The sequence below is a fragment of the Streptomyces sp. NPDC002838 genome (assembly GCF_040295365.1).
Classification (GTDB): Bacteria; Actinomycetota; Actinomycetes; order Streptomycetales; family Streptomycetaceae; genus Streptomyces.
In genome coordinates this window covers 240,308-254,027 of the sequence record NZ_JBEOVF010000005.1, presented here as the reverse complement: position 1 = coordinate 254,027, position 13,720 = coordinate 240,308, and the positions used below count along the sequence as shown (strand labels likewise).

Here is a 13,720-nt window from a genome sequence, read left to right as displayed (position 1 = left end):
TCGTCTACGTCCTCCCAGTGGCCGCCGACGGGCGGACAGGTTGCCGTATCCCTCCGTGATCTTCCGCCGGAGAATTGCAGTCGAAGCGCTTCGACAACCTATGGACACCCACCCCCGGTGGAGCTACTGTCGAACCACCCTCACCCGCCCTTATTCGCAACGCGCACTGTCGAAGCGCTTCACAAAGCTTGGAGAGCTGGATGGTCACCCTCGCCGAGGTCGCCCAGCACGCCGGAGTCTCGGCGAGCACGGTGAGCTATGTCCTCAGCGGCAAGCGGTCCATCTCCGCGACCACCCGGCAGCGGGTCCAGCAGAGCATCCGCGAACTCGGCTACCACCCGAACGCGGGCGCACGCGCCCTGGCCAGCAGCAAGTCGAACATCATCGCGCTGATGATTCCGCTGCGCACCGACATGTACGTGCCGGTGATGATGGAGATCGCCATCGCGGTGGCCACCCGGGCCCGCACGCACGGCTACGACGTCCTGCTGCTCACCGGCGAGGAGGGTCCCGACGCCGTGCGCCGCGTCACCGGCAGCGGGCTCGCCGACGCGATGATCCTGATGGACGTCGAACTCGACGACGAGCGGCTGCCGCTGCTGCGCGGCACCGACCAGCCCTCCGTGCTGATCGGGCTGCCCGCCGACACCACCGGTCTGACCTGCGTCGATCTCGACTTCAAGGCGACCGGTGCGCTGTGCGTCGAGCACCTGGCGATGCTCGGACACCGTGACATCGCTGTCATCGGCGAGGCCCCCGCGGTGTACGAACGGCACACCGGCTTCGCCGAGCGCACCCTCGACGGACTCCGCTCCCGCGCACAGGAGTTGGGCGTACGGCTGCTGCACCGGCCGTGCGAGGGCGGGTACGACGCGATGGCCGTGACCCTCGCCCGCGTCCTCGACGAGCGCCCGGGCACCACCGGGTTCGTCGTCCAGAACGAGTCGGCGGTCGAACCGCTGCTCGCCCTGCTGCGCCAGCAGGGCCGCGCCATCCCCGAGGACGTGTCGGTCGTCGCGATCTGCCCCGACCAGGTCGCCACCCAGGCCTCCGTACGGCTGACGTCCGTCGCCATCCCCGCCCAGGAGATGGGCCGGCACGCCGTGGAGCGCCTGGTCGCCAAGCTCGACGGCCGGGGCACCGACGAAGTCGTGCTGATCGCACCCGAGTTGACGGAACGGGCGAGCACGGGGCCGGCTCCGTCCGTCGTCTCCTGACCTCAGCCGTTCGCTGCACGCCGCGCCCCGCCGGGGCACCGCCATGCCTGCCCTCCTCCAAGGAGACCCCACGTGAACCTGCCTGCCGAAACCCAGACCCCGACCGGCGCGGTCAGCCTCGCGCAGTCGTCACCCACCGTCGGCACCTTCCGTGAGCGGGACGGTGCGCTGGAGTGGAGCGGCCGCCAGGAGACCGTACGCATCGAGCCGTGGGGGCCCGACGCGGTCCGGGTCCGGGCCCGGCTCGGCGGTCCGGTGCTCGAGGGGCTGCCGGGCGCGCTGCTGGAGGAGGCGCCCGCCACCGAGAGCGCCGTCAAGATCGAGGACGGGCAGGGGTCGTTGACCGTCGGCGCGCTGACCGTCGAGGTCGACGCCGAGGGACTGATCCGCTTCCTGCGGACCGACGACTGCGCCGAACTGCTGGCCGAGGAGCGCGCCCACTTCTGGTGGCCCGGCTCGCGTCTCTACACCGCCGTCGGCAACGGCCACCACCGCCTGGAGCAGCGCTTCGCCGCCTACGACGACGAGAGGCTGTTCGGCCTCGGCCAGCACCAGCACGGGCGCCTCGACCAGAAGGGCCTGGTCCTGGACCTGGTCCAGCGCAACGCCGAGGTCGGCATCCCGGTGCTCACCTCCAGCCGCGGCTACACGCTGCTGTGGAACAATCCGGCGATCGGCCGCGTGGAGCTGGCCGGCAACGGCACCCGCTGGGTGGCGGACTCGGCCCGGCAGATCGACTACTGGATCACCGCGGGCGCCCCGGCCGACGCGCAGCGCCACTACAGCGCGGTGACCGGCCGCACCCCGATGCTGCCTCAGTGGGCGGCGGGCTTCTGGCAGTGCAAGCTGCGCTACCGCACGCAGGACGAACTCCTCGCCGTGGCACGGGAGTACAAGCGGCGCGGTCTGCCCATCGACGTCATCGTCTGCGACTTCTTCCACTGGACGCACCTGGGCGAGTGGAAGTTCGACCCGAAGGAGTGGCCCGACCCGGCGGGGCTGGTCCGCGAACTGGACGAGCTGGGCATCAAGTTGGTGGTCAGCGTCTGGCCGTCGGTGTCCCCGCTCAGCGAGAACCACCCGGTCATGGAGCAGCGCGGCTACTTCATCGGCACGCAGTACGGCCCGATGGCGCACGCCGACTGGCCGGACAAGGAGGTCGCCTCCACCGTCCAGGTCGCCTTCTACGACGCCACCAACCCCGAGGCCCGTGACTTCGTGTGGTCGCGCGTCCGCGACAACTACCTCACCCCGTACGGCATCACGGCCTTCTGGCTGGACGCCTGCGAGCCGGAGCTGAAGCCGGGCTTCGCGGAGAACCTGCGGTACTGGGCGGGCCCGGGCCTGGAGGTCGGCAACCTCTACCCGGCCGAGAACGCCCGCACCTTCTACGAGGGCCTGCGCGCGTCCGGCGAGGACGAGATCATCACCCTCAACCGCTCGGCGTGGGCGGGCAGTCAGCGTTACGGCGCCGCCCTGTGGTCCGGCGACATCGGCACCGACTTCCCGACCCTGCGCCGCCAGATCGCGGCCGGCCTCAACACCGCGCTGTCCGGCATCCCGTGGTGGAACACGGACATCGGCGGCTTCCACGGCGGCGACCCGGACGACCCGGCCTACCGCGAGGTCATGGTCCGCTGGTTCCAGTTCGGCGCGCTGTCCCCGCTGATGCGCCTGCACGGCTTCCGCGACCCGGGCATGCCGCTGGGCCCGGAGATGACCGGTGGTCCGAACGAGGTGTGGTCCTACGGCGAGGAGGCCGGGGCGATCCTGGAGCAGTACCTGCGCCTGCGCGAGCGCCTGAAGCCATATGTACTGCGGGTGATGCGGGAGGCGCACGAGGAGGGCCTGCCGGTGATGCGCCCGCTGTTCCTGGAGTTCCCCGAGGACCAGGCGACCTGGTCGGTCGACGACGCCTACCTCTTCGGCCGCGACCTGCTCGTCGCGCCGGTTCTCACGGCGGGCGCCACGGCCCGCACGACGTACCTCCCGGCGGGCGCGACCTGGACGGACGCGTGGACCGGTGAGACGTACGAGGGCGGTGCGGCCGTCACGGTCGACGCCCCGCTGGACCGCATCCCGCTGTTCCTGCGGGACGGGGCGAGCCTTCCGATCCTCCCGGTCGCCGAGTAGCGGCGGCGGCCGGGAACGGTCCGGGTGCGGTCGGCCTTCGAGGGATGGGCCGACCGCACCCGCGCCGTACGGCCCCCGGTGCCCCAGGTCTACGCTGTGGCCCCACGGCCGCCGGGTGATCTTCGGGAGTGCACAGAACATGAACAGCCGTACGGGAGAACCGCGCAGAGGGTCTCGCCACAGACAACCGGGCCGTCGGGTCGGGCCGATACACAGGCCGCGTACGACGATACGCACCGTCGGCGCCCCCGTGGCCCGGCCCGAGGTACCCGCCGTCCCCCGCGGCTTCCTCCCCGAACCCGCCCGGCATGTCGCCGTGTGGAGTGCGCTCACGCTTCTCGTCACCGGTGTCGTCTCGGTGGGCGTGTGGCTGTGCATCACCTTCCAGACCGCCGTCACACCGGTCCTGCTCGCGCTGCTCGGCACCGCGCTGCTCGGCCCGTTCTACCGGCGGCTGGTCGCGATGAAGTTCAACAAGTCCCTTGCGGCCGGGCTGACTTGTGCCGCCGTGATCCTGGTCGTGGGCGGCGCCGCGTACATCGTGGCGACCGCCCTGATCGACACCGGCGACCAGATCATCTCCTCGCTGCGGGCCGCGGCGCAGTCGCTCAGCGACGAGTTCGGCGTGGCCGGGACCTCCCTGGACGACCTCGCCAAGAACGCGAAGGAACTGCTGTCCAAGTTCGGCGGCACCGCGGCCTCCGGGGTGCTCAGCGGGGTCGGCGTCGTCACCGAGTTCATCGCCACGGCCATTCTGGCGATGCTGCTGATGTTCTTCTTCCTGCGCGACGGCGACCGGGCGATCGCCTCGCTGCACTCGCTCGCGCCGCGGGGCACCGGGGAGCCCCTTGAAGTGATGGCCCGGCGCGCCTTCCAGGCGATCGAGGGCTTCATGCGCGGGACGACGATCATCGCCTTCATCGACGCCGTCTGCATCGCCGTCGGCCTGCTGATCCTCCAGGTGCCGGGCGCCGTGGGCCTCGGGGCGCTGGTGTTCGTCGGCGCGTACATCCCGTATCTGGGCGCCTTCCTCTCGGGCGCGGTGGCGATCCTGGTCGCGTTCGCGGACCGGGGCCTGGCGACGGCGCTGTGGGCGCTCGGCGTGGTCCTCGCGGTGCAGGTCCTCGAGGGGAACGTGCTCCAGCCGATGATCCAGAGCCGGACGGTGCAGATGCATCCGGCGGCGATCCTGCTGGCGCTCACGGCGGGCGCCTCGATCGCCGGGATCCTCGGCATGCTGCTGTCGGTGCCGCTCACCGCTGCGGCGTTCGGCGTGCTGTCCGAGCTCCGGGCGCGGTACGGGGACGGGGCGGGCACGGCGGCCGCCCCGTCCGTAGCGGTCCCTGCTATTTCGTCCCGAGGTAGTAGCTGACCTGCGGCGGCTGGTTGTAGCCGACGTTCTGCCAGGCGATGCCGAGCCGGTAGACCGGGTCGTGCATCAGGGTCGGCAGCCGGAACTCCGTGGGGTGCGGGGTGGTGTAGAGGCGCAGTGCGGTGGAGTCGGCGTTGCGCCAGATCATCTCCTCGCGCCAGTCGCCCAGCAGGTCGGCGGAGAGCGCCGGGTTGCCCTTGGTCCAGTTGTTGGACTTGGCGTCCTGGTCGAGCCAGATGCGAGTGAGGTCGGTGGAGCCGTTGTACTTCAGGATCTGGCCGTAGCCGACCCCGGCGCTGCCCGACCAGCGGTGGTCGAGGAGTTCCCGGTGGGCGTCGCCGTCCCACCAGATCGCCGAGTTGTACGAGGCTCCGCCGCCGAAGGTGGGCACGCTGTCGCTGATCTTCGTGCCGTTGGCGGCGTAGAGCCCTCCCCCGCTGGACCAGCACTCGGCGCCGGCGTGGTCGCGGGTGAGGTCGGCGCAGAGGCCGCGGCCGACGTCCGTGCCGGTGCGCTGTCCCCAGAGGACCTGTCCGGTGCGGGCGTCGTGCATCTCGTAGCCGTACGCGGAACTCGTGCTCTCGTGGACGTTGAACGACTCGAGGCCCGGGCGGGCCGGGTTGAGGTCACCGACGTGCAGGGCGTCTCCGTGGCCCAGCTTGGTGGTCCACAGGCCGCTGCCGTTGTCGTCGACGGCCATGGCGCCGTAGAGGATCTCGTCCCTGCCGTCCGCGTCGACGTCGGCGACCGCGAGGTTGTGGTTGCCCTGCTGGTTGTAGCCCTTGCCGGCGTTGGTGGAGGAGTTGGTGTCGAACTTCCAGCGGCGGACGAGGTCGGTGCCGTTCCAGTCGTAGGCGGCGATCGCCGTCCGCTCGTAGATCCCTCTGCTGAAGATCATGCTGGGTGTGGACCCGTTGAGATACGCGGTGGCCGACAGCAGCCGTCCCTCGCGGTTGCCCCAGGTGTCGCCCCAGTCGGAGACCGAGCCGCGGGCGGGCTCGAAGGGGACGGAGTCCATGACTCGGCCGGTCTGGCCGTTGAAGACCGACAAGTACTCCGGGCCGCTGATCACCGCGCAGTTGTCGGCGAGATGGGAGGCGCTCCCGTTGCCGATGACGGTGCCCGCGGAGTCCCGGGAGCCGTCGGAGGTGCGGACGGCCATCTCCGCCTTGCCGTCGCCGTTGTAGTCGTAGACCTGGAACGAGTCGTAGTGCGAGCCGCTGCGCACGTTCGTGCCGAGGTTGACCCGCCACAGCCGGGTGCCGTTCAGTTCGTAGGCGTCGAAGACGGTCGGGCCCGTGCAGGTGCCGGAGTTGGCGACGTCGGTGGCGTTGGAGGGCACCCATTTGAGGACCAGCTCGTACTGTCCGTCGCCGTCGAGGTCGCCCACGCTCGCGTCGTTGGCGGAGTAGGTGTAGGCCACGCCGTCGCGGGTGGTGCCGCCCGGGGGCTTCTGGAGGGGGATGTCCCGGCGCCCGTTCGCCCACACGGATGCCGTGCCGCCCTTGGTCTCGGTGCCGTTCACGACGGCCCGGATCTCGTACGTCGAGCTCGAACCGCCGCCGGTGTCGAGGTGGTTGGTCTTGGCGGTCTCCTGGATGAGGGTGCCGCCTCGGTAGAGCCGGAACGTCACGCCCTCCGGGTCGTCGCCGAGCATGCGCCAGGTGACGAGGACGCCTCCGGTGGCGGGAACCGCGACCAGGCCGCGGTCCAGCTTCTCGGCGACGCGGGCGGCGGCCAGCGCCGTGGTGGCCTTGTTCGCCGGTGCCGGGACCTCGGGTGCGGCGGCGCCCGCGGTGTGTTGCACCGTCAGCACGCCGCCGGTGCCGACGAGCAGCGCGGCGAGCGTTCCGGCGAGGAGCTTGCCGGAGTGCCGAAGGCGGCGGTGGGGGGTGCGGCTCGGTCTGGTCATCAGGGCCTCGTCCGTCGGGAACGGTTTGTTCCGGTGTTGCCGCGGAGCGGGGGAAGGTTGCCGGGTCGGCGGAATGGGCAGTGTTGTCAACTCCCGGCATGGCAAGCGTGTTCGACCAGTCGCGCCCTCACCACCGAAAGGAACCCGACCTCCGTGTCCTCGACCCCCCTCCCCCTCACCCTGGCCAACCTGCTGCTCCGGCCGACGTTCGGCTCCCGTCGTACCCCCGACCGGATCTTCGACCGGCTCCTCGCCGACGCCGGGCAGGCGAAGGGGGACGAGCGCTTCGCCGACGACTTCCGCCTGCTGCTGCGGTGGTGGGCCGGGGCCGAGCACCTCACCCCCGTCGGCTGGGCGGCCGCGCAGGTCCATGTCCGCAGACATCTCGCCAACCGGGCCCGGATCCGGCGGCTGATCGCCGAGTACCCCGCCATCGAGCGGGAGCCCATCGAGAAGCCGGTCTTCGTGGTGGGGCTGCCGCGCACCGCCACCACGCTCACCCACGGCGTGCTGTCCCTGTCGGACGAGCACCGATGCCCCCTGCTCTGGGAACTGCTCACACCCGACCTGGCGGGCTCGCCCCGGCAGCGGCGGAAGGCGATCACGGCCGGGCGCCGGATGGTCCAGGGCACGAACCTCTTCGCCCCGCGCTTCCGCGACATCCACCCGATGGCCGCCGAGGGCGCCGAGGAGTGCACCTTCGTCCTCCCGCACTCCCAGATGCCGATGTCCCAGGCGCGCATACCCGAGTACCCGGACTGGTACTACCAGCGGGACTTCGTCCCCGACTACCGGCACCTCAAGCAGGTCTACCAGGTCCTCCAGTACGGCCGTCCGCGCCGCCGCTGGGTGCTGAAGTCCCCCATGCACACGCAGAACCTCGACGCGCTGCTCACCGTGTTCCCCGACGCCACGCTCGTGTGGACCCACCGCGACCCGGTCACCGTCGTGGCGTCGTTCTGCAGTCTGATCGAGCACGGCCTGGCCGTCAGCGTGCGCCCCGTCGACCTGCACGGCATCGGCGCCACCTGGCTCGGCCTGCTGAGCCGCTCGATGGCGCGCGGCCTCGCTGCCCGTGCCGCCATCCCCCGCGAGTCGCTGGTGGACGTCCCGTACTCCTGGCTCGGCTCCGACCCGGCCACGGGCGCCCCGAAGCTCTACGACGCCATCGGCGCCCGCTGGACCGACGCCGACGCGGCCCGGCTCCCCGGGGTCGTCGCCCGCCCCAAGGGCACCCGCCGCCACACCTACGACCTCTCCCGCTACGGCCTCACTCGCGCCGACGTCGACTCCGCCTTCGCCGACTACAACGCGCTGCGGGCCGAGGTCGACCGGGCCTGACGGCACGGGCCGGCCCCGCAGGAGCGCGGAGCCGGCCCATGGGGTTTCCCAGGCCCTGGGACCTAGCCGACGACGCGGCCCAGTTCGATCCGGTCGATGTTCGGCGCCCACGCGGTCGCGTTGCCGAACGTCACCTTGTTGGAGCCCTTCTTCAGCTCGACCGGGACGCCCAGCGTCCAGTAGTCGTCCCAGCTCCAGGTGTTCTTGAAGGTGACCTTCCGCGGCGCACCGGTCCCGACCGTGACGTCCGCCGTACGGGACATGATGTCCGTGTTGTAGGCGTGGCCGTTGTCGCGCCGGTCGTTGTGCGCGTAGTGGACGACCAGCACGTAGCGGCCGGACTTCGGCGCGTCCACCGTGAACTCGGCCGTGCTGGAGGCGCTGTTGCCGAGCCAGCCGACGTACGAACCGGCGGAGGCGTACGGGGAGTCGACGAGCTTGGCCCCGCCCGCGAGGGTGGCCGCGGCGCCCTCGTAGGAGAGCGTGCCGTTCGTCGAGCCGTCACCGGAGACGTCGAGGGAGCGGACGGAGGCGTACGGGGCGGTCATGGCGACGCGGTTGTTGCCCGCCACGAGGTACAGCCGCAGGGGCCGGCCGGGCGCCGCCGTCACCGTCTCCCCGTGCAGGGCGAGCTTCACCGCCGCCGAGGCCTGCGGCACCACCGTGTAGTAGCCGTCGCGCGGGGCGTAGACGTCGAAGACCGCCTTGTCGCCGGAGCGCAGGACGAGGGCGCCCGTGCCCACCCCGGCCGAGGAGGAGTAGTCGTACGACGGCTTCCCGCCGATGTCCGCCAGCGTGGCCTCGTACGAGGCGGACGGCGCGCCGCTGCGGGCGGTGAGGTCGATGCGGTCGAGGGTGACCTCCGCGGCGCCCTTGGCCAGCGTCAGCTTGTGGGTGCCGGCCGACAGCCGCACGCCGACGTCCTTCTTGGCGCGGTAGGTCCAGTTCTCGGTGGAGGGGTAGGTGACCGTGACCGGGTCGGCGCCGTCGATCGACAGCTTCTGTGTGGCGGGGGTGCCGGACTGGTTGCCGTAGAGGATCGCCAGGTCGTACGTCCCGTCCTTGGGCACCGTCACCGTGAAGTCGACCTTGCTGGAGTCGGTGTTGAGCGAGCCGACGTCCTTCGTGCCGGAGGCGGCGTAGCCGTTGGCGTTGCTGACCGTGCCCTGGGTGTAGACCTTGCCGCCGGTGATGGCGGCGTCCTCGGCCTCGTAGGAGGCGGTCCAGGGGACGGAGGCGGCCGCCGGGGTGCCGGAGCCGCCGGGGGTGAGGACGACGCGGTACGCCGCCATCTTGTGCATGCCGCGCAGCGGGACGGTGACCGTGCCGTCGGCCGCCACCTTCACCTTCGTCCGCGCGAGGACGCGCGGTGTGGCGTGCTGTCCCTCGTAGCCGGACCAGGCGGCCTCGGCGACGGTCGCGGTGACCGTGCGGCCGAAGACGGACCGGGAGACGTTCTGAACGACCACGTCGGAGTCGCCGGCCGAGCCGCCGAGCAGGACCTGGGCCTGGCGGCGTGAGGTGTCGAGGGAGGCGAGACCCTGGAGGGTGTCGATGGTGTTGGCCTGCGGCGGGGTCACCTTGACGGTGTTGCCGGTCAGCCCCGCGTACCAGCGGAAGAACCACCAGCCGCCGTTGGGGATGTTGGACCGGACGACATTGCCGTCCATGTTGCCGGCGGCGTCCCAGTAGGCCTGGTTGGCGTACACCTTGTTCCGCTCGAACATCGAGACCCACTGCACGAGTTGCCCGGGGACGGACAGGTCGCGGCGGTTGGCGTACTCGTCGATGTTGACCTTCAGGGGCGCTATGCCCAGGTCACGCTCGATGGAACGGTAGTTGTCGTAGTGCCCCTGGAAGTCCCGCAGTGAGCCGGATCCCAGCTCGTGCCAGGTCATGATCTGGGGCATGACGTTCTCGCGCTTGGCGAAGGCGAGGAAGTCCTTCAGCAGGCGCGTGTGGTACGCGGCTTCGTTCGGGCCGGCGATCCTCGCATCGGGGTCGATCGCGCGGATGCGCTGGTACACCGTCTTCCAGTCCTTGAAGAACCGGTCGCGGTTGGCCTCGTACTGCGCCTGGTTCGAGGTGCCGAGGTTGTACCAGATCTGGTCGGGCTCGTTGAACGGGATGTAGACGAAGCGGTCGCTGTTCGGGTCCGCCGACACCTCCTTGGTGATCTTGTCGACCTTGGGGAGGTAGTCGTCGATGCCGAGGTCCTCGTACGGCCACTTGGCGTAGATGTCCTGCATCATCACGTTGATCTCGCCGCCGCCGTTGCGGAAGAACGACTTGGAGACGGTGAGCGCGTCGCCGTTGGGGTGCTGGGCGCCGCCCTCCGGCTTCTGCGAGATGCTGGTGATCTTCAGGGGTGCCAGCGCGGCGTCGCTGGGCACGCCGTCGTCGCTGAGCCCGTACAGCGCGCCGTTGGCGCCGAGCATCACCGGGCCCTCGGAGGCGGCGAGGTCGACGGTGAGGCGCTGCGGGTCCGCGGCGGCCGCCGCGGAACCCGTGGCGGGGAGGGTGCCTGCCATGAGGGCTGCTCCGAGTGCGGCTGTGAGCAAAGCCGTTCTGGCTCTCGTGCGGGTGGGTGTGATCACTCTGCTGGACCTCCGGTCATTTGACGGCTCCACTGGTGATTCCGGACACGATCTTTCGCTGGCCGACGAGGAACACGGCGACCATGGGCAGGCTCATCACCACGACGTACGCGAAGACGAGATGCCAGTTGTTGAGGTAGAGCTGGGCGCTGGCGACCTGGTAGAGGTTCAGCGGGAGGGTGGCCCGCTCGCCGCCGCCGAGCACGAAGAACGCGTAGAAGACATCGCTCCAGGCGTAGAGCATCACCATGATCGTCGCGGTGGCGATCACCGGCCTGAGCAGCGGTAGGACGATGCGCAGGAAGATCCGGGACGGCTTCGCCCCGTCGATGCGCGCCGCCTCCTCCAGCTCGACGGGGATGGCGCGGATGAAGCCGGTCATGAAGAAGATCGACGTCGACAGATACATGCCGGTGTAGACGGCGATCATGCCGGGGCGGGTGTTCGCGAGTCCCAGCTGCCGCAGCTCCATCACGATGGTGATGACGGCGGGCGGCAGCAGCAGTCCGCTGACGCACAGCGCGTACGCCGCCGAGACCAGCTTGGACTTGCGGCGGGCGAAGACCCAGGCGGCGCCCGCGCCGAGGATCAGGACGAGGGCCACCGAAGGCACCACGACGAACAGCGAGTTGAAGAAGCCGCGCAGCATCTCGCCCTCGCTGACGGCGTCCTGGTAGTTGCTGCCGGGCTGCCAGTGCCTGGGCAGGTCCAGGTTCGGCTTGATGGCCTCCGCCTGCGGTTTGGCGGAGGTGACGGCGACGAGCCACAGGGGCACGCCGACGGAGAGCCCCGCGATCAGCAGGACGAGGGCCGGACGGCCGTACCGCCATACCTGGGTCACAGCATTTGCTCCCTTCGCCGCAGGCCGATGACGAGCGGGATCGCGATGGCGACCACGACCAGGAACAGGACGAGGCTCATGGCGGAGGCCTGGGCGTACAGGCCCTGGCCGAAGATCCGGAACATGTAGATGTTGAAGACCTCCGTGGAGGCCGCGGGGCCGCCGCCCGTGGTGGCCTGCACGATGTCGAAGGTGTTCATCGAGCCGATCAGCGCGGTGGTGACGTTGAAGGTGACGGCCGGCGCGAGCATGGGCCAGCGCACCGACCAGAAGGTCCGCCAGGGGCCCGCGCCGTCGCACTTGGCGGCCTCCAGCATCTCGCCGGGGATGCCCTTGAGCCCGGCCAGGTAGATCAGCATCGCCAGGCCCATCCACTTCCAGCCGTGGATGAGGGTGACCAGGACCAGCGTCCAGGTCGTCGAGCCCAGCCACGGAATGTCCGTGCCGAGGACGGAGTTGACGGCGCCGTCCTGGTCGAGGAGGGCCTGGAAGACGTACCCGGTGGCGAGCGCCGAGATGAGCACCGGCAGGAAGAAGACGGCACGGAAGAAGCGGTTGAAGCGGGTGTCGTCCTCCAGCAGCAGCGCGAGCACGAGCCCGAAGCCGTTCTGGAACAGCGCCGCCAGCAGGGCGTACAGCAGGGTCGTGCGGATCGCGCGCAGCAGCGAGCCGTCGTCGGCGATCGTCTTGAAGTTGTCGAGGCCGGTGAAGGCGATGTCCGCGTGGTACGAGGACCAGTTGGTGAACGGGTAGTAGAAGTTGAGCAGGTTCGGCACCAGGAAGAAGCCCGCGAAGACGGCGATCGCGGGGAGCGCGAACCACCAGGGGTGGTGCACGGCGGCGCGCGGGACCCGTCCCACTGTCCTCGTCCCGCCGGTTGCCGGTTTCTGCTTACGCGTACGTATGGCCGTGTCCGCCATCGGAAGTCCCCGCTGCCGTAGGTGCTAGAAACCGGGCGCGCCCTGGGCCTTGGCCACCTGCGCGAACTGGTCCTGGATCGCCTGGGCGACCTGCTGCGGGCTCTTCTTGCCGAAGATCATGTCGGCGAGGTAGAGGTGCGTGTCCGGGGCGACGATCGCCTTGGCCTGGAAGACCCCGATGGCCTTGGGCAGGGCCGCGACCTGGTCCTTGGACGTCTGCGGCAGCCCGTCGGGGGTGGGCACGGACGGCTGCACGGAGGGGATCTTCATCGCCTTGATGTAGTCGGCGTAGTCGGGGCCGAGCCAGAAGGCGAGGAACTGCCGGGCCGCGTTCTGCCGCTTCTCGTCGCCGGTCTTGAAGGCGACCACGCCGTTCGTCTGGTCGGGCGAGTACAGGCCGGTGGCGGAGGAGTTGGCGACCGGGAACCAGCCGATCTTCTTGTCGATCTCGGCGGTGGAGTACTTGGCCTGGAGCTGGCTCTGGAAGGAGGTGACGTTGAGGACCATGCCGGCCTCGCCCTTCCACAGCGCGTCGGCCTGCCCGGTGAAGGTGCCCGTCTTGTAGTTCTTCTGGGCGAGGCCGGCGTCGAGCAGCTTCTCCTTGTACTTCTTGATGGCGCCGACGACGACCGGGTCGGTCCACTTCTTCTTGCCGGCGTTCAGGTCGGCCCACCACTGCTTGTCCAGGTCGGTGAGCTGGACCTGCATCTGCCACTGCAGGGGCCACTTGTCGCCGCCGGCCTCGTAGAAGCCGGCCGCGTCGGTCTTGTCCGTGACCGTCTGGCCCAGTTGGAGGAGCTCGTCGTACGACTTCGGGAAGTCCTGCTCGGTGATGCCGGCCTGCTTGAAGACGTCCTTGTTGTAGTAGACGCCGAGCATGGCGGGGCTGGTGACGATCGCCGCGTACCGCTTGCCGTCGATGACGCCGAGCGAGCGCTCGGTGCCGCCGAGCTTGGAGACCCACTCCTCCCCGTCGAGGGTGAGGAGGTTCTGCTGGGGCTGGATGAACGGCAGCGTGGAGATGGACGGCTGCCAGAACATCAGGTCGGGGCGGTCGCCGGAGGCGAGCTTGGTCGGCACGTTCGTCTCGTACAGGTCCGGGATCGCCTGGGTCTCGACCGTGGCGCCGGTGGCCTTCTTGAAGGCGTCGATGACCTGTTTGGGCGCGGTGACCGTGTTCTGCGCGGTCCACATGGTCAGCTTCACGCCGTCCAGGCGGGCGGTGGGGTCGACGGCCGTCTGCTTCGCGTCCGTGCCCGAGTCGCCGGAGTCACCGGCGGTGGGATCGCTGCACGCGGTGGCGGCCAGTCCCAGGGCGCATATCAGGGCCAGGGCGGGGAGAGCTCTTGTCTTCATCACGTGCCTTTCAAGAACGAGCGGTTCAGGG

The 13,720-nt window shown here is 70.1% G+C and carries 9 protein-coding genes; 4 read left to right on the top strand and 5 right to left on the bottom strand.

Annotated elements, in window-relative coordinates; translation table 11 throughout:
* The first annotated feature begins 200 nt into the window (after positions 1–200).
* The 3 genes from ABT063_RS09710 (at position 201) to ABT063_RS09700 (ending at position 4,722) form a co-directional block, all read left to right on the top strand.
* The gene (locus ABT063_RS09710; protein ID WP_351056657.1) at positions 201–1,217 is read left to right on the top strand and encodes a LacI family DNA-binding transcriptional regulator; all 1,017 of its coding nucleotides are present in this window, start codon (positions 201–203) and stop codon (positions 1,215–1,217) included.
* 72 nt (positions 1,218–1,289) lie between these two features.
* Positions 1,290–3,350 carry a glycoside hydrolase family 31 protein gene (locus tag ABT063_RS09705; RefSeq protein ID WP_351056656.1) on the top strand — a complete coding sequence of 687 codons (2,061 nt, stop codon included), beginning with the start codon at positions 1,290–1,292 and terminating at the stop codon, positions 3,348–3,350.
* Between the two features lie 316 nt (positions 3,351–3,666).
* Entirely contained in the window at positions 3,667–4,722 is a 1,056-nt protein-coding gene (locus ABT063_RS09700) for an AI-2E family transporter (RefSeq protein ID WP_351056715.1), read from the top strand.
* Here the strand turns inward: ABT063_RS09700 and ABT063_RS09695 are convergent.
* The gene (locus ABT063_RS09695) at positions 4,697–6,634 is read right to left on the bottom strand and encodes a rhamnogalacturonan lyase (protein WP_351056655.1); all 1,938 of its coding nucleotides are present in this window, start codon (positions 6,632–6,634) and stop codon (positions 4,697–4,699) included. The two genes, ABT063_RS09700 and ABT063_RS09695, sit on opposite strands and share 26 nt — an antisense overlap.
* Before the next feature lie 153 nt (positions 6,635–6,787).
* On the opposite strand from ABT063_RS09695, the gene ABT063_RS09690 reads away from it, so the two are divergent.
* Positions 6,788–7,975 carry a sulfotransferase family protein gene (locus ABT063_RS09690; protein ID WP_351056654.1) on the top strand — a complete coding sequence of 396 codons (1,188 nt, stop codon included), beginning with the start codon at positions 6,788–6,790 and terminating at the stop codon, positions 7,973–7,975.
* 62 nt (positions 7,976–8,037) lie between these two features.
* Here the strand turns inward: ABT063_RS09690 and ABT063_RS09685 are convergent, their stop codons facing one another.
* The 4 genes from ABT063_RS09685 to ABT063_RS09670 form a co-directional block, all read right to left on the bottom strand.
* Entirely contained in the window at positions 8,038–10,506 is a 2,469-nt protein-coding gene (locus tag ABT063_RS09685) for a CBM35 domain-containing protein (RefSeq protein ID WP_351056653.1), read from the bottom strand.
* An 82-nt stretch (positions 10,507–10,588) separates the two neighbouring features.
* Positions 10,589–11,413 carry a carbohydrate ABC transporter permease gene (locus ABT063_RS09680; protein ID WP_351056652.1) on the bottom strand — a complete coding sequence of 275 codons (825 nt, stop codon included), beginning with the start codon at positions 11,411–11,413 and terminating at the stop codon, positions 10,589–10,591.
* A complete protein-coding gene (locus tag ABT063_RS09675; RefSeq protein WP_351056651.1) occupies positions 11,410–12,333 on the bottom strand; it encodes a carbohydrate ABC transporter permease in 924 nt (307 codons plus the stop codon). Before ABT063_RS09675 ends, ABT063_RS09680 begins: the two co-directional genes overlap by 4 nt.
* Before the next feature lie 24 nt (positions 12,334–12,357).
* Positions 12,358–13,689, bottom strand: coding sequence for an ABC transporter substrate-binding protein (locus tag ABT063_RS09670; RefSeq protein ID WP_351056650.1), 1,332 nt, complete (start codon positions 13,687–13,689; stop codon positions 12,358–12,360).
* Positions 13,690–13,720 lie beyond the last annotated feature (31 nt).

Bases quoted from the DNA above. Each gene is read 5' to 3' on its own strand.
- ABT063_RS09710 (WP_351056657.1), top strand. From the start codon at position 201: ATGGTCACCCTCGCCGAGGTCGCCCAGCACGCCGGAGTCTCGGCGAGC.
- ABT063_RS09695 (WP_351056655.1), bottom strand. From the start codon at position 6,634: ATGACCAGACCGAGCCGCACCCCCCACCGCCGCCTTCGGCACTCCGGC.
- ABT063_RS09685 (WP_351056653.1), bottom strand. From the start codon at position 10,506: ATGGCAGGCACCCTCCCCGCCACGGGTTCCGCGGCGGCCGCCGCGGAC.
- ABT063_RS09675 (WP_351056651.1), bottom strand. From the start codon at position 12,333: ATGGCGGACACGGCCATACGTACGCGTAAGCAGAAACCGGCAACCGGC.
- ABT063_RS09670 (WP_351056650.1), bottom strand. From the start codon at position 13,689: ATGAAGACAAGAGCTCTCCCCGCCCTGGCCCTGATATGCGCCCTGGGA.